Here is a 19,169-nt window from a genome sequence, read left to right on the forward strand (position 1 = left end):
GGGAACAGCCGGCCGCCGCGGGGGGCGCGGGGGCGCCCGTTCGAAAGCGAAGCGCTGGGCGTCAGTTGTTGCCGCGCGCGATCGCGAGGATGCGCAGGATCTCGAGGTACAGCCAGACGACGGTCACCATGATGCCGAACGCGCCCAGCCAGCCGAACTGACGGGGAGCACCGTTGCGGACGCCCTGCTGGATGTTGTCGAAGTCGAGCACCAGGGAGTACGCCGCCATGATCACGACGAACACACCGATGAGGACGCCCCACGGGATGCCGAAGAGCGGGCTCTTCTCGCTCAGCAGGCCGAACGCGCCACCGGCGATCGGGACGTTGAAGAGCATGAGGAAGATGTTCACCAGCGAGAACACCAGGTAGCCGATCATCGCGATCATGAACACCTTGGTGGCGCGCTTGGAGGCGCGGATCTTGCCGCTTGCGAACAGAGCGAGGGTCACACCGACGACCGCGAGCGTTGCCAGGGTGGCCTGGACGACGATGCCCGGCCACAGGAACTCGAAGAAGGCCGAGATGGCGCCGACGAAGAGGCCCTCGAAGGCGGCGTAGCCGAAGATCAGCGCCGGGCGGATCTTCTTGCGCGAGGTGAAGATGACGACCATCGCCAGCACGAAGCCGCCGAGCGCACCGATCATCCAGGGGAGGATCGACGGGTTCGGGTTTGTCGGCGTGACACCCGCCATCGTCCACACCCAGCCGACGGTGGCGGTGACGAGAAGGATGGCGAAGAGGCCGACGGTCTTCCAGATGGTGTCTTCGTACGACATGCGGCCGGTCTCGACGGCACCCGCGGACGGTGCCGCGTACATGCCTTCGAGCTGCGCCTGAGCCGCAGCATCCGTTCCGGCGCGCTGCGCCGTCGCGAACTGCGACTGCCCGCCCAGGTTCGCCGCCTGCGAACCGCCGGGGTAGGTCTGAACGGCCTTCGGGTCCTGGAAGGCCGGGTTGTTGAACGCGGGGTTGTTGAGGGCCACTGCTCTCACACTCCAATGTCAAGGGAATCCCAGCACGATGCTGTTGATCAACACTATCCGACCGGCCGTGACCGGGCACGGGTCGGCGCTGTGAGCTGACTATGAACGGTCCCCACGCCCCCTCCCGGCAACGCTGGCGCGTTGGCGGGAGCCTCCGGGCGCGTGGACCCAGCTGCGGCACCCGACACCTCGGGCGCTCGTGGTTACGCTGAAGCGGTGCCCCGTCGTCATCCGCTCGTGATCGGACACCGCGGTGCGCCCGGGTACCGGCCCGAGCACTCGCGCTCGTCGTACGCGCTCGCCTTCGAGATGGGCGTCGACGCGGTCGAACCGGATGTCGTGGTGTCGAAGGACGGCGTGCTGGTCGTGCGGCACGAGAACGAGATCTCGGGAACGACCGACGTGGCGACCCGGCCCGAGTTCGCCGACCGTCACGCGACGAAGTACGTGGACGGCGCCGAGCTGACCGGCTGGTTCACCGAGGACTTCACATGGGACGAACTGTCGACGCTGCGGTGCCGCGAGCGGATCTCGGACGTGCGGCCCACGAGCGCGAGCTTCGACGACGAGCAGCCCGTGCTGCGGCTGCGGGACGTGCTCGACGCGGCGCGCGACGCCTCGCTCGAGTTCGGCCGCGAGATCGGCGTCGTGCTCGAGATCAAGCACGCGACCTACTTCGCGTCGATCGGGTGGGATGTCGCCGCGCTCGTCGACGCCGAGCTCCGCGAGGCGGGCTGGGCGTCGGGCGAGCTGCCCCTCACCATCGAGTCGTTCGAGTCGACCGTGCTGTTCGCGCTTCAAGAACGCGGCATCCGTGGCTCCTACGTGTATCTGCTCGAGGACGCGGGGCGTCCGTTCGACCTCTTCAGCGCACACGGCAAGGCATCGTTGACGTACCGGCAGACCGCCGCACCCGGAGGGCTCGACGGGCTCGTCGGGCGCGTGGACGGGATCAGCGTCGACAAGCGCACCATCCTCCGCCCCGACCGGCTCGGCCGCACCGTCGGCCCGTCGCGCGTCGTCGCCGACGCGCACGACCGCGGGCTGCGCGTCTTCACGTGGACGTGTCGTCCCGAGAACAGGTTCCTCATCGGGCAGTTCCGCACGCGCGGCGGCCCGGCGTCGTTCGGCGACTGGGAGTCCGAGTGGGCGGTGATCCGCGAGGCAGGCGTCGACGGTGTCTTCGTCGACCACCCCGATCTCGGTGTGGAGTTCTTCCGCGCCTGAGCTCGCGGCCGGGCCGGGTGGCGCGACACGCCGCTTCGCTCGCGGGATGCGGCGTGTCTTGACACTCCCCGTCTCATCAACGCGGCCGAGCCGCGCGGGCTCGCTAGGGTGGGCGCGTGAGCATGCCGAGTCCGGCCCCTCAGGCCCCAGGAATCCCCGCCGAGCCCGGCATCGTCGTGCAGGGCGCGCGTCGCGCGTTCGGCGAGGTGCAGGCCGTCCGCAACGTCACACTGCGGGCGCAGGCCGGCCGGGTCACCGGCCTCGTCGGCCCGAACGGCTCGGGCAAGACCACGCTGCTGCTGATGCTCGCGTCGCTCCTGGCACCCGATGCCGGCTCGATCCGAATCGACGGCGTCGACCCCGTCACCGACCCGCAGGCGGCCAGGGCGCTGCTCGGCTGGATGCCCGACGCGCTCGGCGCCTGGAACTCGCTCACGTCGCGCGAGACGCTGGCGGTCACAGCGAGGCTGTACGGGATGCCGCGGGCCGAGGCATCCGTCCGCGCCGACGTCCTTCTGGGTGAGGTCGGCCTGGTCGATCTCGCCGACGCCCCCGCCCGCGTGCTGTCACGGGGGCAGAAGCAGCGCCTCGGACTCGCGAGGGCACTCGTGCACGACCCCCGCGTGCTGCTGCTCGACGAGCCGGCGTCGGGTCTCGACCCCCAGGCCCGCATCGACCTGCGGCTGCTGCTGCGGCGGTTCGCCGCCGAGGGGCGCACCGTGCTGGTGTCGAGCCACATCCTGTCCGAGCTCGAGGAGGTCGTCGACGACGCCGTCTTCCTCATGGCCGGCGTGACCGTCGACCCCGCCCGCGTCGAGGCGGCTTCGCGCCGCGCGCGCCCCTGGCGGGTGCGGCTGGCGGGGGCTGAGGCATACGTCGCCGTCGAGCAGGTGGCGGGCGCGCTGCGGATCCCGGCCGAGAGCCTGGGCGTCGACCGCCGCGATGTCGTGGTGTCGTTCGAATCGGAGGATGCCGCGGCCGCCGGGCTGCGCGACCTCGTCGGCGCCGGACTCGACGTGGTGGAGTTCGCGGCCGCACAGGGTGCGCTCGAGCGCACGTTCCTCGACCTCGGCGACGGACGACCGCCCCAAGACCCACCGCCGTCCGAACCTCCGGCACCGGGCGAGGACGAGAGCGAGGCGACGTCGTGAGCGGTCAGCGACTCGGCACCATCGTCGGCCTCGAGCTGACGCAGCGCACCCGCAGCATCGCCTGGTACGTGCTGCTCGGCGTCTTCGCCGTGCTGCTGGCGATCGTGACCGGGCTCTCGTTCCTCGCGTGGGGGACGGCGTACCGGCCGGGCGGGGCGATCTACTCCACGATCGTCTACATCACGCTGCTGCTGGTGGTGCTCGTCTCGCCGACGCTGAGCGGCAACGCGATCAACGGCGACCGGGATGCCGCGACCCTCGCACCCGTCCAGGTCACGCTTGCGACGACCCTCGAGATCCTGATCGGCAAGTTCCTCGCCGCCTGGGTCACGGGCCTCGCGTTCGTCGCGGTGTCGGTGCCGTTCCTGGTGCTCGCGACACTCGGGGGCGGGGGAGTGCCGGCGACGATCACGGTGTCGCTGCTGGTGCTGGTGTTCGAGGTGGGCATCATCTCGGCCATCGGCGTGGCACTCAGCGGCATCCTGTCGCGTCCGCTGTTCTCGGTCGCGACCACGTACCTCGTCGTCGCGGCGCTCGTCATCGGCACGCTCATCGCATTCGCACTCGTCGGCATGACGATGCGGTCCGAGGTGACGAGCCACTATCGCTCGATCGAGTACGACCAGTACTCCGGCGACGGCTTCCCGTGCATGCCCGGCGAGACGCCGAGCGACGAGTACCCGTGCGACGACGACATCGAGGTGCGGTGCGGCGAATGGCAGACCTCGACGTACGACCAGCCGCGGTTCGATCAGGTGTGGTGGCTGCTGGCGGCGAACCCGTTCGTGATCCTGGCCGACGCGACGCCCACGCAGTACGACGAGTACGGCAATCCGAACGACCTGTTCGGCCAGATCAAGTTCGGCGTGCGCGCGGCTCAGCAGCCACCGGAGCTCGAGCAGCGCTGGGACGACTGCGCCCCGAGACCCCAGGACGATCAGCGCACCCCGGCCGAGGTCATCGACCAGTCGACGCCGAGCTGGTTCGTCGGCATGACGCTGCAGCTGCTGCTCGCGGCGGGTCTGATGTGGTGGGCGTGGGCGCGCACGCGCACCCCCGCCGGCCGTCTGCCGGCGGGGACGCGCATCGCGTAGAAGCGGAGTTCTGGACGCGTTCGCGGAGTGGGGTCAGCGCACGAGCGCGAGACCGCCGGTCCAGCCGATCTGCTCGCCCACGGCGAGGGTCAGCTGGAGGAAGCCGACCGACTCGAGCTCGTGGGCGCGGGACAGCGCGCCCGCGTCGACGGCCACGAGCCCGCCCGCGGTGATCGCGGCGATGAGGCCGGCCTTGGCGTCGGCGTCGTCGCCCGCGACGAGCACCGTGGTGGTGGCGTCGCCCTCGCGCCCGCTCACGAGCGTCGCGGCGAAGTTGGTGTTGAAGGCCTTGAGGACCTTCGCCTCGGGGAGCGCGGACTGCAGCTCCGCGGCCGCCGAGCTGCCGGCGGGCACGACGAGGGCGTCGAAGGTCGAGAAGTCGAGCGGGTTCGTGATGTCGACGACCGTCTTGCCGGCGAGCTGCGGGCCGTACGCGGCGGCGATCTGCGCGAGCGCCGGGTAAGGCACGGCCAGCACGACGATGTCGCCGTTCACCGTGGCGCCGGTATCGGCGCTGCTGATGTGCTGGATGTCGGCGCCGCCCCGGGCGAGCACGCCGCTGATGGCCTGGCCCATGTTGCCGTTTCCGAAGATCGTGATCGTGGTCATGGCTGTTCTTCTCCTGTCGGACGAATTGCTTGTAGCTTCAAGCATCTGAGAGAGATAACTCGCTTGTCGCCACAACTATTCCTAGAATCGGAGAATGAGCAGACCGCGGTTCTACACGGGCGACGAGCAGGACACCTGGGTGCCGTTCGCCGCACTCCTCGAACTGCTCCCGCGCGAACTCGACGCCCAGCTCCTGCGCGACGAAGACCTCACGCACTTCGACTACTTCGCGCTGTCGATGCTGTCGAACGCCGACGACCACCGCCTCCAGATGAAGGAGCTCGCGTCGATGACGAATGCGACGCTCCCTCGCCTGTCGCATGTGATCTCCCGGCTCGAGGCGCGCGGCCTGGTGCGCCGGGAGCGCAACGCCTCCGATGCGCGCGCCACCGACGCCGTCATCACCGCCGACGGCCGCCGCAAGGTGCTCCAGGCGACCCCGGGCCATGTCGAGACCGTGCGCTCCCTTCTGCTCGACGTGATCACGCCCGAGCAGGCGGAGCAGCTGCGGGAGATCACCGCGGCTGTGCTCGCCCGGCTCGACCCCGACGGTCGGATGGCGGCGAGCCGCCCGCGCTGAGCCGCCAGGTCGGCAACTGCTGCAGATTCCTGCAGGGGCGGCGTCGCGCGACGCAGCATGTGCCGGAAACTGCAGCGCTCGCGGCATCCGGAGCGTTCACCCGATGCACCCCGGGCGTTCATCGACATCGAGGCGCGCGGCCCCGACGATGGATCGACCGGCACCGGCGCCGACAGTGACCGGCCGGAACGAAGGTTTCCGGCTTCCGTCCGTCGTCCCTCCCCCCGAGAGGTGCCACATGACCCTTCGCGTGCTGTCCCTGTACGAAGGCTTCTTCGCCGGCGGGGCGAGAATCCTTCACTCCGATGTCGTCGCCGGGCTCCATGCTGGCGGCGAGCAGTCCCATGCGGTGCTGTCGCTGTCGGCGCAGGCGCGCCGGGACGCCACCGTCCAGTTCGTCCACGACGACCCCCGCTACCAGCGGCTCGCCGCGGCGGGTGTCGAGATCATGGCGCTCGGCGGCACGGCCGGCGCGGATCCGATGGATCCGTCCTCGTTCCGCGAGCTCGACCTGCACCGCGCCGCCGAGGCGATCGCGCAGGCGGATGTCGTGCTCTCGCTCAAGGAGCAGCCGCTCGGTCTGCTGCTGGCGCTACGCGCCCACGGGCTGATGCCGTCGGTGCCCGTCGCCGCCTGCCTGCACCGGTCAGATCCGACCCACTCCGGACCCGCCCTCGGATGGCTCCGTGAGGCGGCCGAGACCGGACTCCTCAGCGCCACGATCTCGTGCGCGCGCTCGACCGACGAGGCCTACGCGCGGCACCTGCCGCTCGGTCTCGATCGAAGGATCGTGCCGAACGGCATCGACATCGACGTGTTCGGTCCGGCCGCGGACGACGTCGAGAGCACCGCGCTGCGCGCGAGCCTCGGCATCCCGCTCGGCGCTCCCGTGGTGCTCCTCGCCGCCCGCTTCGATGCGATGAAGGACCCGGGGCTGTTCCTCCGTGCGGCCGCGCGCCACGCCGCAGCGCGGCCGGATGTGCACTATGTGCTGTGCGGCGCGGGCATGACCTGCGACAACGAAGGCTTCGCTTCGCTGCTCGTGGTCCCCACGGCCCCTCCACTCGCCGCTGGCGCGTCGAGCGGAGCCTCCGGCCGCGTGGGCCCAGCTGCGGCCCCGGCCGATCGCGTGCACGCCCTGGGCATCCGCGGCGACATGCCGGCGCTGTACCGGATCGCCGACATCGTCGCGCTCACGAGTGCGTACGGGGAAGCATCGCCGCTGTGCCTGCTCGAGGGGGCGGCGTCGGGCGCGACACCCGTCACCACCGACGTCGGCGACGCGGCGCGGAGTGTCGAAGGGTTCGGGCTCGTGACGCCGCGTGATCCCGACGTCATCTCCGCCGCGTGGGAGGTCGTGCTGCACGATCGGGCACGCTACCGCGATGCCGCGCTCGCCGCCCGCCCGACCCTGTCGCGCGGCCGGATGATCGACGAGTACCGCCTGGCGATCGAGAGCCTGGCCGAGCGCCGCCGCCTCGCGGCGTGAACCGCCGCTCGGGTCAGGCGTAGAAACCGTCGCGCAGGTTGATGCCGTGCTCGACCCAGACCTTGAGCGCGGCGAGCATGCCGGTCCAGCCCTCGCAGTTGCCGAACGCGCTCTTGGCGCCGTCGGCGTTCGCCTGCCAAGCCGACTCGGTGATCGTCACGAGCGTGCGCGCGCCGTCGTCGACGGGCTCGAACTCGAACGTGGTCGTCGTCTCGGCTTCCACGCCGGCTCGTGCCTCCCAGCGGATGACGAGCCGGCGCGGCGGGTCGGACTCGACGACGGTCACGGGGAAGCGGCCGGGGAAATCGGCGAAGTCCCACGTGACGTCGGCACCCTGCTCGAGCCGGCCGTGCGCCCCTCCGGTCGTGAAGTAGCGCGACAGCTGCTCGGGGTCGGCGACGGCCTCGTAGACCTCTGCGACGGGTCGCGCCACGCGCCCCGACACGGTGAACGACAGTGCGGTGAGTTCTTCAGACATGTTGTAGTTTTATAACATGATGGATGTTGAGCACAAGGGGTCCGACGACGACCTGGTGTTCAAGGCGCTTGCGGCGCCGCTGCGCCGTCGCATGCTGGATGCGCTGAAACAGGAGCCGCTCACGACGGGGGCACTGTGCGCCCGCTTCCCCGAAGTCGACCGCACCACGGTGCTGCAGCATCTGCGCGTGCTGGAACGGGCCGAGCTCGTGACCGGCCGGAAGATCGGCCGCGAACGCCACCTGGCCCTCGCGCCCGTGCCGATCAAGCGCATCCACGACCGCTGGATCGGCGAGTACGCCCGGGCCGCGGTCGACCTGCTCGATCGCCTCGGGGACTGACGTGGGGCGCGGGGCAGGGTTCTGCGCCGCGTTCGGAGCGTTCCGTCTCGCTCGTTCCTCGCTCGCTCAACGACCGGGCGCGGCGTTACGCGAGGCGCTCCCGCACCACCCGTGCCGTCGCGGTGGGGTCGGGCCGGTGCATGACCGATTCCGGCACGACGACGAGCTCCGCACCGTCGATGGCATCGGCGAGGCGATCGGAGGAGCCGATCAGGAACGGGAAGGTCTGCGCGCCGCGCAGGACGGTGACCGGCACTCGGACCGCGAGCATCTCAGGGCTCGGCGTCGACGCGTCGCGTGTGAGGTTGGTGTCGTACACGGTCGACTGCGCGAGCGGCAGCAGCGCGGCGAACTGATCGCTCGCGCGGATGCCGTCGACCATCTCCTTCGGCAGCCCCACGCCCTCGAGCTGGAAGGTGACGATCGCATCGTCGAGCCGGCCCTCGTCGACGGCCAGCTGCAAGCGCTCGGCCAGGTCGTCCGCCGGCTCATCCTCACCGAAGTGCAGCGGGGGCTCCGACAGGAACAGCGCTCGCACGGGCACGCCCCGCGAGGCCGCGACCAACCCGAGCACCGCGCCCGACGAGTGGCCGAGCACGGCCGCGTCGCCGCCGACCGCATCGATCACCGCCGCCAGGTCCTCGACCTCCCGGTCGGGTGTCGATCCGCGTGCGTCACCGCTCGAGCCGCGCGCGCGGCGGTCCCACGTGACCGCTCGGAAGCCGGCATCCGCCAACGCCGTCGCCAGTCCTGCGGCATCGGCGGCCGTCGACATGGCGCCGTTCACGATCACGACGACCGCGCCGTCTCCGGTCTCGTCGTACGCGATGGGGGTTCCGTCCGCAGAGGTCACGGTGTTCATGGGCGCCAGCCAACCACGGGCGTCCGACATGCGACAGGGGCGCAGCATCCACGATTCCGACAACGTCCTCGATCGAGGACCTGAGCCGAGTCGAGGACCTGAGTCAGGTATTTCGTCCGCAGCTCGGCAATCGTCCTCAATTGAGGATCGAGAGTCCCCACCCGTGGGCAGCTGCGGAGCAGCTTCGTCCGCGCGCGGTGGATGCATGTCTCGGCACGGGTGTCAACCACATGGGCGGGTGGGGCACGCGAAGCGCACCCTGGCGGCATGAAGCACGTGACGTACGCAGACAAGGCGCTCTTCCTCGATGACGAGTCCGCCGACTGGCTCATGGAGTATGCGCGTGCACTCGGCGTGGCAGGGCAGACCGATTCGATCTCGCTGCACGCGATCGGGCTGGACGGCAACGAGGTCGAGGCGACTTTCCTGCTGAACTCCAGCACCGAGCTGGTCACGCAGACCACCCAGAATTCGCTCGATGCTCCGTCGAATGACGAGGCCGTCGGCTACATGCAGGAACGGACGCGCCTGATCGTGTCGCCGCCGCCCGCCCGTATGGTGGACGACCCGTTCGACACCGTGTGAGCGCGGTGGCTGTCAGCGCGACCGGATCGCGAGGAACCGGATCGGCACCTCGATGAGCTCGACGGGGCCGTGGGCGGCCTCGCCGTCGAGGAGCAGCGCGTCGCCGGGCTCCATCTCGTACTCGTAGCCGCCGTGCCCGTACTTCATGCGCCCCTCGAGCATGTACAGGAACTCGGTGCCCGGGTGCTGGAAGAGCGGGAACACGTTCGAGGCATCGGTGAGCGTCACGAGCGTCGGCTCGAGCGCGTTCGGGGTGTCTTTCAGCACGCCGAGCATCCGGTACAGATGCCCGTGCTGTGTGCCGCTGCGGACACTGACGCTGCCGGCGCCGGCCTTGGTGAACGAGGCCTCGCGGTCGCTGGCCGAGCCCCGGAACAGCGCCGTGACCGGGATGCCGAATCCGTCGGCCAGGCGCTGCAGCGTCGTGAGCGAGCACGAGGTCGTCGCCGACTCGATCTTCGAGATCATCGCCTTCGAGAGTCCGGTGCGCGCCGCGAGGTCGGCCGCCGAGATGCCCTGCTCGGCGCGGTAGCGCCGCACTTGCTGGGCGATGATCGGCTCGAGCACGCCTCCCGCGCCGTCTACTCCGGGGATCGCGGCACTCACCTCGCCATCATATGGCGGGTGTCCGCGGCGACCCCGGCGCCCGGTGCAGCGAGGCGCTGCAGCACGTCGGCCAGCGCGACGGCCCCGACTTCGGCATCCGCGTCCTCCACCAGCTCCTCGGGGGAGTGCGAGATGCCGGTCGGGTTGCGGACGAACAGCATCGCGGTGGGGATGGATGCTGCGAGCACACCCGCGTCGTGACCAGCACCCGTGCCGAGCTCGGGGGCGTCGGCGAGCGTCGCGCGGAGCGTGTCGCGCAGGCCGAGGTCGAAGTCGACGGTGGGGCTGAGCGACTCCTCGCGGACCTCGGCGCGACACCCCTCCTCGACGGCTGCCGCGAGGACGCGGTCGCGGGCCTCCGACACGAGCGCCGCCGTCACGAGGTCGTCGGGGTGGCGGATGTCGATCCAGAAGCGCACCTGCGACGCGATGACGTTCGTGCCGCCGGGCACCGGTTCGAGACGACCGACCGTCGCACGCGCGTCGGGCGTGCGGCGGGCGAGGTCGCGGATCTCGACGACCATCCGCGCGGCGGCGACCATCGGGTCGCGCCGGTCGTCCATGAGGGTCGTGCCGGCGTGGTTGCCCTGGCCGTCGACGGTCACGCGCCAGCGGCCGTGGCCGAGGATCGACGAGGCGATCGCGAAGGGCTGACCGAGGTCGATGAGCCCGCGGCCCTGCTCGACGTGCAGCTCGACGAACGACGAGATGCGCGCGAGCCGCTCGGGGTCGGGGCCGACGTGCGCGGGGTCCAGGCCGTCGCGGCGCAAGGCGTCGGCGAACGTGTCGCCCTCGCCGTCGGTGAGCGCCAGCGCGCGCTCGGGGCTGATCGCACCGCTCATCAGGCGCGAGCCCAGGCACGCGACGCCGAAGCGCGAGCCCTCCTCTTCGGGGAAGACCGCGATGCCGATCGGGCGCTCGGTTACCACGGATCGCGACCGCAGCAGATCCACGGCGGCGAGAGCGGATGCCACGCCTAGGGGTCCGTCGTAACCGCCCCCGCCGGGCACCGAGTCGAGGTGGCTGCCCGTGATCACGGCGTCGGCGGTGCTGCCGCCGGGGTTCCACCACGCCCACATCGTGCCGTTGCGGTCGCGCTCGAGATCGAGGCCCCGCGCCTCGGCGTGCCCCGTGAACCACTCGCGGAGCTCGCGGTCGGCGTCCGAGTATCCGGCGCGGCTGAATCCGCCGCGCGTCGGGTCTGCGCCGACTCCTGCGATCTCGCGCAGCATCCCCGCGACGCTCATGCGTCGGCCAGTGCCGCGAGCGGGCGGAACCGCGCGACCCCCGAGTCTGAGCCCGTGACGAGACGCGCGGTGAGCTCGCCCAGCAGGGGCGCGAACTTGGCACCGTGGCCGGAGCACGGCGACAGGATGGTCACGCCGCCGACGCGGTCGATGATGAACTCATCGGCCGGAGCGTTCGTGAACAGGCACGTCGTCTCGGCGTACGGCTCGGGCACGAGCCCGGGCAGGGCCTCGGCGACATACTGGACGAGGCGCTCGCGGCGCGCCGGGTCGACGACGCGGTCGTGCTCGAGCGCCGAGCCGATGACGCGGCCGCCGTTGTACTCGGCGACCTTCTGCCCGCGGAAGTCCGCATCGCGTCCGCCCGGCAGACCGTACACCTGGATGTCGGACCGCTTGTTGATGAAGGTCGGCCACACCGTTTCGCGGTCGCGATACGGGAAGTGCAGCGCCTGCTCCTGCCGCACCTCCAGCCTCGGGAACGCGTCGAGCGCTTCCTGCGGCAGGCCGAGCCCGCCGAGCAGCGCCGGCAGCCAGCCGCCCGCCGCCACGACGACCTGCGACGCGACGAACGAGTCACCCGACTCCGACTCGACGAGGTAGTCGTCCCCGTGCGGCAGCACGCGGGCGGCCGCCCAGTTCTGCCGCAGCTCCGCACCCGCGGCGACAGCGAGGGCGACCATCGTCTTCACCGTCTCCTCGGCGTCGATGACGCCGGCATTCTCGTGCCAGAGCACCGGGCCGTCGAACGCGAAGCCCGCCCAGCGGTCGCCGGCCTCGGCGGCGGTGAGCAGTTCGTGGGCGATGCCCGCGTCGGCGAGCACGCTCGCGAGCGCCGCGGGGTCGCGGGTGGCGCCGTAGTCCAGCGAGCCGGTCGGCGTGATGAGGCGCTCGCCGCGGAGGTCCTCGAGCTCGTCCCAGCCGCGCCGCGCCTCGACCATGAGCCCGGTGTAGAACGGGTCGGGGTAGGTGTAGCGCAGGATCCGTGCAGAGCCGTGCGAGCTGCCCCACTCGCTCGCGGGAACGCTGCGCTCGAGGATGACGACGTCATGTCCACGGCGGGCGAGCTGCCACGCCGTGGCGGCGCCCGCGAGGCCGGCGCCGATGATCGCGATCGGGTGAGTGGACATTCAGGGCCTTTCAGGTGTGCGGCTCGTCGCCGGACGGGGTGAGGTCGAAACGCGCGATAAGCGCGGACTCGCAGCGGATGCGGCGTTCGCGCGGGCTCTGCAGCAGGGCGCTGCCGGGCGGGAGCGGCAGGTCGTCGACCGTCGCCGCTCCGGCCAGCAGCACGGTGAGGGTCGTCGTCGGATCGACGCGCACCGTGCCGCGGTGCAGTTCGACGCGGTACGCGGGTTCCGCGAGCCCGCGTTTGACCATGAGGTTCACGACCGAGACACCGCCGCGATCCGCGGTCGCGACGACGCGGGCCTCGCCGCGGAAACGGATGCCGCGCTCCCGCGTCACCCGTCGCTCGACGCCGTCGACCGCCAGGGTGACCGTGGGCGCACTCAGCGGGATGAGCACGCGGTCGATGCCGGGGAACGCCGAGAACGGCATCCGTCCCCGCAGCTCCGCGATGCTCAGCCGCCACGCGAGGCGCTTCGCGAGCACCCGCGTGACGCCGAGGCCGTTCGCCCACGACTCCGGCGAGGCGTCGGCGGGCGTGACCACATCCAAGTCAGCGAGTGCGCCCAGGTCGAGGGACATGGCGTCAGCTGCGCCCGGGGATCCAGGATGTGCCGGCCAGCGGCACGCCCGCCATCGCCGCGGACTCGACAGTGAGGGCGACCAGGTCCTCGGGCTCGAGGTTGCGCACGTGCGACTTGCCGCACGCGCGGGCGATGGTCTGCGCCTCGAGGGTGAGCACGCGGAGGTAGTTCGCGAGCCGGCGTCCGGCGGTGACCGGGTCGAGGCGGGCCGAGAGCTCCGGATCCTGCGTCGAGATGCCCGCGGGGTCGCGTCCGTCCTGGAAGTCGTCGTAGAAGCCGGCCGCAGAGCCGAGCTTCGCGTACTCATCGGCGTAGCGCGGGTCGTTGTCGCCCAGGGCGATCAGGGCCGCAGTGCCGATGGCCACAGCATCCGCTCCCAATGCCAGCGCCTTCGCGACGTCGGCGCCGCCCCGGATACCGCCCGACACGATCAGCTGCACGCCGGTGCGGTGCATGCCGAGCTCCTGCAGCGCCTGGACGGCGGGCCCGATGGCCGCGAGCGTCGGGATGCCGACGTGCTCGATGAACACCTGCTGCGTCGCGGCGGTGCCGCCCTGCATGCCGTCGAGCACGACGACGTCGGCGCCCGCCTTCACCGCGAGCGCGGTGTCGTAGTACGGCCGCGAGGCGCCGATCTTGACGTAGATGGGCTTGCGCCAGTCGGTGATCTCGCGGATCTCGGCGATCTTGATGGTGAGGTCGTCGGGTCCGGTCCAGTCGGGGTGGCGGCTCGCCGAGCGCTGGTCGATGCCGACGGGGAGCGTCCGCATGCCCGCCACGCGCTCGGTGATCTTCTGGCCGAGCAGCATCCCGCCGCCGCCGGGCTTGGCGCCCTGGCCGAGCACGATCTCGATCGCGTCGGCCTTGCGCAGGTCGTCGGGGTTCATGCCGTAGCGCGACGGCAGGTACTGGTAGACCAGCGTCTTGGACTGGCCGCGCTCCTCGGGCGTCATACCGCCGTCGCCGGTGGTCGTCGACGTGCCCGCCTCGCTCGCGCCTCGGCCGAGCGCCTCCTTGGCGTTGGCGGACAGGGCGCCGAAGCTCATGCCCGCGATGGTCACCGGGATGTCGAGGTGGATCGGCTCGAGCGCGTTGCGCGCGCCGAGGGTGACGTCGGTGGCGCACTTCTCGCGGTACCCCTCGAGCGGGTACCGAGACATGCTCGCCCCGAGGAACAGCAGGTCGTCGAAGTGGGGGAGTGCGCGCTTGGCTCCCCACCCGCGGATGTCGTAGATGCCGGTGTCGGCGGCGCGCTGGATGTCGGCGATGGTGGCGCGGTCGAAGGTCGCGGATTCGCGGAGGCCGAGCGCGGCGAGATCTTGGGTCATGGTGTGCTCCAGGTGTTGCGAAGGGTCAGTACGAGCCGGCGTTGTCGACCTTGAAGTGGTACAGGTTGCGCGCCGAGCCGTAGCGGCGGAACTCCTCGGGTCGCTCACTGCGGCCGGCGCGCTCGAGCAGATCGGCCAGTTCGGCGAGGTGCTCGGGGCGCATCTCCTTCTCGACGCAGTCGGCGCCGAGCGAGGCGACTTCGCCGCGTACGTAGAGGCGGGCCTCGTAGATCGAGTCGCCGAGCGCCTCGCCGGCGTCGCCGCAGACGACGAGGCGGCCGGCCTGCGCCATGAAGGCCGACGCGTGGCCGATGCTGCCTCCCACGACGATGTCGACGCCCTTCATCGAGATGCCGCAGCGGGCGCCGGTGTTGCCGTCGACGATCACGAGCCCACCATGGCCGGTCGCGCCGGTGGACTGCGAGGCATCGCCGGTCACGTGCACGACGCCCGACATGATGTTCTCGGCGAGCCCGACCCCGGCACTGCCGTGCACGGTGGCCGTGCCGGTCTGGTGCATGCCGGCGAAGTAGTAGCCGACGTCGCCCTCGACCGTCACGGCGATGTCGGCTGTGATGCCGACCGCGATGTTGTGGCTGCCGACCGGGGACGCGACGACGAACGCGTCGCCGTCGGCGGCGTCGTGCAGCAGCTGGTTGAGCTGACGGACGCTCGCGTCTGCGAGGTCGACCGTGGTCACAGGTGTAGCGGGGGCGATGAGGGTCATCGGGCTGCTCCTTCCAGGACGGGCGCGAGCGCCCCGGTGGTGATGGTCCAGGTGTAGACGACGCCGGGCGAGGGCTCGAAGATGCGGGCGTCCTCGATGCCCGGCAGGCCCGCGAGGGCGCGGTACTCCGACGCCATCGCGATCCAGTCGTCGGTCTCGGCGATGATCGCCGGCTTGCACGCGATGGGGTCGCGGACGACCGCCATGCTGTCGGCGGTGGTGACGACGAGCGTGTAGAACCCGTCGAACACGCCTTGCAGTGCCTCGAGCGCGGTCGTCAGGTCGTCGCCGTGACCCATGCGCCATGCGATGAAGCGGGCCGCGACCTCCGAGTCGTTCTCGCTGTCGAACTCCACGCCCTCGGCGCGCAGCCACCGGCGGATCGAGGCGTGGTTGCTGAACGAGCCGTTGTGCACGAGGCAGAGGTCCTCGGCGACGGTGAACGGGTGGGCGCCGACGGCGGTCACGGCCGACTCGGTCGCCATGCGGGTGTGCGACAGCGCCTGCGTGCCGCTGATCCCGGTGAGTCCGTAGACCTCGGCGAGCGCGACCGGGTGGCCGACCCCCTTCAGCACGGCCACGTTCGAGCCGCGGCCGATGATGCTCTCCCCGGGAAGCGCGGCACGCACAGCGGCTTCCAGCACGGATGCCTCGACCTCGGCGTTGACGAGCACCGATTCGGCGTAGGCGACGACCGTCGGCTCCGCTCCCTCCGGCAGGTGCGCGCGCAGATCCGCCGCGAGAACCGCGGGGTCGGCATCCGTGATCACCGTGATCGCCGACGATCCCTCGGGGGTCAGCCGATCCGAGCCGTAGAGGGCGAGGCCCGCCGAGTCGGGGCCGCGCTCGACGATCTCGCACAGCATGCCGTGCATGAGGCCGCCGAGCTCGCCGCGCAGCGCGGGGTTGCGAATCTGCAGTGCAGCGATTCCGCACATGGGTGGTTCCTTTCGTTCGAAAAACGGATGCCGCGGCGCTCAGTACGCCGTGAGGTAGCGGTCGAGCTCCCACTCGGTGACGGTGTTGTGCCAGCCGAGGAATTCGTCCTCCTTGGCGTCGGCGAAGTACTCGCCGACCCCGTGGCCACCGTCGTCGAGCGCATCGCGCAGCACGGCGTCGTCTCGGAGCGACTGCACCGCGTGCAGGAGGGTGCGGGGGAGCACGGCCGAGGTCTCGCGGAACTCTCCGGGTCCGCACGGCGCGCCGGGGTCGGCCGCGCGGTCGATGCCGTCGAGGCCGGCGTGCACCACGGCCGCGAGGGCGAGGTACGGGTTCGCCGAGCCGTCGGCCGCGCGCAGCTCGATGCGGTTCGCATCGGGCACGCGGATGAAGTGCGTGCGGTCGTTGCCGCCGTAGGTCGCGTGCTTCGGCGACCACGTCGCGCCCGAGGCGCTCGTCGTCGCACCGCGGCGCTTGTAGGAGTTGACGCTCGGCGCCAGGAACAGCTGCAGCCCCGGGGCGTGGTCCAGCATGCCCGCGACGAACGAGTACGCCACTTCCGAGAGCCCGAGTCCGCGCTCGTCCGCCGCAGACGGGAACACCGGGGCGTCGTCGTCGTTCCACAGCGACAGGTGGAAATGCAGGCCGTTGCCGGCGCGGTCGCTGAACGGCTTCGGCATGAACGTCGCCGTCATGCCCCGCTGTTCGGCGAGCATGCCGATGAGGTAGCGCAGTGTGATGACGCGGTCGGCCGTCACGAGCGCCTCGTCGTATTTGAAGTTCTGCTCGAACTGACCGGGGGCGTCTTCGTGGTCGTTGGCGTAGTTGCCCCAGCCGAGCGCGTTCATCGCGTCGCTGACGGCCGCGAGGTGGTCGTACATGCGCGTCACGCCGCGGGCGTCGTAACAGGAGCGCAGGCCTTCGTCCTTGGCGTCGGCCGCGGTCAGCGTGCCGTCCTCGGAACGGTCGACGAGGAAGTACTCGACCTCGGCGCCGACCTTGGCTGACAGACCGCGCTCGGCGAGGCGGGCGAGCGCGCGCTTGAGGATGACGCGCGGCGCGTAGGGCCACGGTTGGCCGTCGACGTACGGGTCGCAGTGCACGATCGCGAGCCCCTCGCGCACGAACGGGATGGGCGCGTACGAGTCGAGGTCGGGGACGGCGATGAGGTCGGCGTCGTGCGGGCGCTGACCGATGAGGCCGGCGGCGAAGCCCGCGAAGCCGAGCTCGCCGGCCTCGAGCTCGTCGGCGGCCGAGACGGGCACGAGCTTGGCGCAGGGCTTGCCGTTCAGGTCGACGAACACCGCGAGGATGAAGCGGATGTCGTCCGCCAGCGCGCGATCGCGCAGCGACTGCGGTGCGGTGGGGAGGGTGACGACGTCACCCCCGGCGAAAGCGGGAAGGGTCATGGCGGTTCTCCTCAGGTCGGGTTGACTGTTGGTGAAGCTTGTTGATTGACAGTAACAACCTGTGCACGCCGAGGAGGTGTCGCTCATGTTTCGCGCACGTAAAACCGGTCTCACTCGATGTCACGCAAGGTTCACGCGGCAGAAATCGCCGTTGAGTTGCTCGTGAAGAAAATGGGTTGCACGGCAGTGATCTGTCTGCAGGCGCAGATCACAGGTGCACCGCAACCCGGCGGTCCCTCCCGCGGCCGCCTGCAGAGAGGCTCGCGTCATGGATCAGGGAAACACCACTTTCATCCTGCTGTCGGCAGCACTCGTGCTGCTGATGGCACCCGGTCTGGCCTTCTTCTACGGAGGCCTCGTCAAAGCGAAGAGCGTCATCAGCATGATGATGATGACGTTCGGCGCCGCCGGGCTCATCGGCGTGCTGTGGGTGATCTACGGTTATGCGATCGCGTTCCCCGGCTCCGACGGACTCGTCGCCCCGTGGTCAATCGACTGGTCGGCCATCGGGCTCGAGAGCCTCATCGAGGTGCCCGAGGGGGCGGCCTACCCGCCCATGGCCTTCGTCGCCTTCCAGGCCACGTTCGCGATCATCACGGTCGCGCTGATCTCCGGCGCCATCGCCGACCGCGCGAAGTTCGGATCCTGGATGCTGTTCGCCGGCGTGTGGGCGACGGTCGTGTACTTCCCGGTCGCCAGCTGGGTCTTCAACTTCGGGCTCGCCGACGACGGCAGCTTCGCCTACGGCGGCTGGATCACCTACGGCCTGCAGGAGGTCTTCGGCGTCGGCGTCATCGACTTCGCCGGTGGCACGGCCGTGCACATCAACGCCGGTGCCGCGGCTCTGGCGCTCGCCCTCGTGCTCGGCAAGCGCGTCGGGTTCAAGAAGGGCGTCCACACGCCCCACAACCCGCCGTACGTGCTGCTCGGCGCGGGCCTGCTGTGGTTCGGCTGGTTCGGGTTCAACGGCGGCTCCGAACTCGCCGCCGACGGCACCGCGGCCCTCGTCTACGTCAACACGATCGCAGCGACCGCCGCGGCACTGCTGGCCTGGCTCGTGGTCGAGAAGCTCAAGGACGGCAAGCCCACCTCCGTCGGCGCCGCCTCGGGCGCCGTCGCGGGTCTCGTCGCGATCACCCCGGCGTGCGCGGCACTCACCCCGATCTGGGCGATCGTGCTCGGCCTCGTCGCCGGTGCGCTCTGCGCCCTGGCCATCGAGCTCAAGTACAAGTGGGGCTTCGACGACTCGCTCGACGTGGTGGGCATCCACCTCGTCGGCGGCCTCATCGGCACGCTGTACCTCGGCTTCTTCGCCACCGGCACCGGCCTCTTCATGGGCGGTGACGGCACGCAGCTGATCGTCCAGGCGATCGCCGCCTTCGCAGTGCTGGGCTACTCGCTCGTCCTCACGCTGGTGATCGGCTTCGTGATCGACAAGACCCTCGGGTTCCGCGTCAAGAACGAGGACGAGGTCGCCGGCGTCGACCTCGCCGAGCACGGCGAGACGGGCTACGTGCTGGACGAGAAGCAGCCGGCCTGACGCCGGCGCCGGGGCGCAGCATCCGTCCCCGGCTCGCTGGATTCACGGGCAGGTTCCCGCACGCCACGTGCGGGGACCCGCCCCACCGCATTTCCTCACGGTGGCGGAGGCCCCCGCCCCCGGCCCGCGGGATTCCGGGGGCGGCCCCCCCCCCCCCCGGGGCGGGAACCTGCCCAATCGCATTTCCTGACGGTGACGGATGCCTCGACTCCGGCGAGAGCGCACAGAATCGGAAGATTTCAGCGACGCGCCGGTGACGGA

Annotated in this window: 20 protein-coding genes; 8 read left to right on the forward strand and 12 right to left on the reverse strand. The window is 70.8% G+C overall.

Features of this window, described 5'->3' with window-relative positions:
- Window positions 1-61: 61 nt before the first annotated feature.
- Complete coding sequence (locus ACLBXX_RS19700; protein ID WP_447659429.1) at window positions 62-985, reverse strand: Bax inhibitor-1/YccA family protein; 924 nt, start codon at window positions 983-985, stop codon at window positions 62-64.
- Between the two features lie 216 nt (window positions 986-1,201).
- Between ACLBXX_RS19700 and ACLBXX_RS19705 the strand changes: the two genes are divergently transcribed.
- The 3 genes from ACLBXX_RS19705 (at window position 1,202) to ACLBXX_RS19715 (ending at window position 4,457) form a co-directional block, all read left to right on the forward strand.
- A complete protein-coding gene (locus tag ACLBXX_RS19705; RefSeq protein ID WP_447659412.1) occupies window positions 1,202-2,212 on the forward strand; it encodes a glycerophosphodiester phosphodiesterase family protein in 1,011 nt (336 codons plus the stop codon).
- Between the two features lie 122 nt (window positions 2,213-2,334).
- Window positions 2,335-3,363, forward strand: coding sequence for an ABC transporter ATP-binding protein (locus tag ACLBXX_RS19710; RefSeq protein WP_447659430.1), 1,029 nt, complete (start codon window positions 2,335-2,337; stop codon window positions 3,361-3,363).
- Window positions 3,360-4,457 (forward strand): ABC transporter permease, encoded by a 1,098-nt coding sequence (locus ACLBXX_RS19715; RefSeq protein ID WP_447659413.1) that lies wholly within the window; start codon window positions 3,360-3,362, stop codon window positions 4,455-4,457. The genes ACLBXX_RS19710 and ACLBXX_RS19715 overlap by 4 nt, the downstream gene beginning before the upstream one ends.
- A gap of 33 nt (window positions 4,458-4,490) precedes the next feature.
- On the opposite strand, the gene ACLBXX_RS19720 is transcribed toward ACLBXX_RS19715, so the two are convergent.
- Window positions 4,491-5,066 carry an NADPH-dependent F420 reductase gene (locus ACLBXX_RS19720; protein WP_447659414.1) on the reverse strand — a complete coding sequence of 192 codons (576 nt, stop codon included), beginning with the start codon at window positions 5,064-5,066 and terminating at the stop codon, window positions 4,491-4,493.
- Between the two features lie 94 nt (window positions 5,067-5,160).
- On the opposite strand from ACLBXX_RS19720, the gene ACLBXX_RS19725 reads away from it, so the two are divergent.
- A complete protein-coding gene (locus ACLBXX_RS19725; protein WP_447659415.1) occupies window positions 5,161-5,646 on the forward strand; it encodes a MarR family winged helix-turn-helix transcriptional regulator in 486 nt (161 codons plus the stop codon).
- Window positions 5,647-5,884: 238 nt separating this feature from the next.
- A complete protein-coding gene (locus ACLBXX_RS19730; protein ID WP_447659416.1) occupies window positions 5,885-7,135 on the forward strand; it encodes a glycosyltransferase in 1,251 nt (416 codons plus the stop codon).
- A gap of 13 nt (window positions 7,136-7,148) precedes the next feature.
- On the opposite strand, the gene ACLBXX_RS19735 is transcribed toward ACLBXX_RS19730, so the two are convergent.
- Complete coding sequence (locus ACLBXX_RS19735) at window positions 7,149-7,613, reverse strand: SRPBCC domain-containing protein (protein ID WP_387144229.1); 465 nt, start codon at window positions 7,611-7,613, stop codon at window positions 7,149-7,151.
- A 16-nt stretch (window positions 7,614-7,629) separates the two neighbouring features.
- Here ACLBXX_RS19735 and ACLBXX_RS19740 point away from each other — a divergent pair, with 16 nt between their 5' ends.
- Window positions 7,630-7,953 (forward strand): ArsR/SmtB family transcription factor, encoded by a 324-nt coding sequence (locus tag ACLBXX_RS19740; protein WP_447659417.1) that lies wholly within the window; start codon window positions 7,630-7,632, stop codon window positions 7,951-7,953.
- Between the two features lie 85 nt (window positions 7,954-8,038).
- Here the strand turns inward: ACLBXX_RS19740 and ACLBXX_RS19745 are convergent, their stop codons facing one another.
- The gene (locus tag ACLBXX_RS19745; protein WP_447659418.1) at window positions 8,039-8,815 is read right to left on the reverse strand and encodes an alpha/beta fold hydrolase; all 777 of its coding nucleotides are present in this window, start codon (window positions 8,813-8,815) and stop codon (window positions 8,039-8,041) included.
- Window positions 8,816-9,082: 267 nt separating this feature from the next.
- On the opposite strand from ACLBXX_RS19745, the gene ACLBXX_RS19750 reads away from it, so the two are divergent.
- Window positions 9,083-9,400 (forward strand): hypothetical protein, encoded by a 318-nt coding sequence (locus ACLBXX_RS19750; RefSeq protein WP_447659419.1) that lies wholly within the window; start codon window positions 9,083-9,085, stop codon window positions 9,398-9,400.
- Window positions 9,401-9,412: 12 nt separating this feature from the next.
- Here ACLBXX_RS19750 and ACLBXX_RS19755 read toward each other — a convergent pair whose 3' ends face one another.
- From ACLBXX_RS19755 to glnT, 8 genes are read right to left on the reverse strand one after another with little or no spacing between them, the layout of a single operon-like run.
- Entirely contained in the window at window positions 9,413-10,006 is a 594-nt protein-coding gene (locus tag ACLBXX_RS19755; RefSeq protein WP_447659420.1) for a helix-turn-helix domain-containing protein, read from the reverse strand.
- Window positions 10,003-11,238, reverse strand: a complete 1,236-nt coding sequence (locus ACLBXX_RS19760) for an allantoate amidohydrolase (RefSeq protein ID WP_447659421.1) — start codon at window positions 11,236-11,238, stop codon at window positions 10,003-10,005. The genes ACLBXX_RS19755 and ACLBXX_RS19760 overlap by 4 nt, the downstream gene beginning before the upstream one ends.
- A gap of 11 nt (window positions 11,239-11,249) precedes the next feature.
- Window positions 11,250-12,383, reverse strand: a complete 1,134-nt coding sequence (locus tag ACLBXX_RS19765; RefSeq protein WP_447659422.1) for an FAD-dependent oxidoreductase — start codon at window positions 12,381-12,383, stop codon at window positions 11,250-11,252.
- Window positions 12,384-12,393: 10 nt separating this feature from the next.
- Window positions 12,394-12,963, reverse strand: coding sequence for a HutD family protein (locus tag ACLBXX_RS19770; RefSeq protein ID WP_447659423.1), 570 nt, complete (start codon window positions 12,961-12,963; stop codon window positions 12,394-12,396).
- 4 nt (window positions 12,964-12,967) lie between these two features.
- A complete protein-coding gene (locus tag ACLBXX_RS19775; protein ID WP_447659424.1) occupies window positions 12,968-14,293 on the reverse strand; it encodes an FMN-binding glutamate synthase family protein in 1,326 nt (441 codons plus the stop codon).
- A gap of 25 nt (window positions 14,294-14,318) precedes the next feature.
- On the reverse strand, window positions 14,319-15,020 hold the full coding sequence (locus ACLBXX_RS19780) for a protein glxC (protein WP_447659425.1): 702 nt from the start codon (window positions 15,018-15,020) through the stop codon (window positions 14,319-14,321).
- On the reverse strand, window positions 15,017-15,958 hold the full coding sequence (locus ACLBXX_RS19785) for a glutamine amidotransferase (RefSeq protein ID WP_447659426.1): 942 nt from the start codon (window positions 15,956-15,958) through the stop codon (window positions 15,017-15,019). The genes ACLBXX_RS19780 and ACLBXX_RS19785 overlap by 4 nt, the downstream gene beginning before the upstream one ends.
- 39 nt (window positions 15,959-15,997) lie before the next feature.
- Window positions 15,998-17,368 (reverse strand): type III glutamate--ammonia ligase, encoded by a 1,371-nt coding sequence (gene glnT, locus ACLBXX_RS19790; RefSeq protein WP_447659427.1) that lies wholly within the window; start codon window positions 17,366-17,368, stop codon window positions 15,998-16,000.
- Window positions 17,369-17,636: 268 nt separating this feature from the next.
- Here glnT and ACLBXX_RS19795 point away from each other — a divergent pair, with 268 nt between their 5' ends.
- Window positions 17,637-18,908, forward strand: a complete 1,272-nt coding sequence (locus ACLBXX_RS19795) for an ammonium transporter (RefSeq protein WP_447659428.1) — start codon at window positions 17,637-17,639, stop codon at window positions 18,906-18,908.
- Window positions 18,909-19,169 lie beyond the last annotated feature (261 nt).

Source organism: Microbacterium sp. C23T (genome assembly GCF_053345975.1).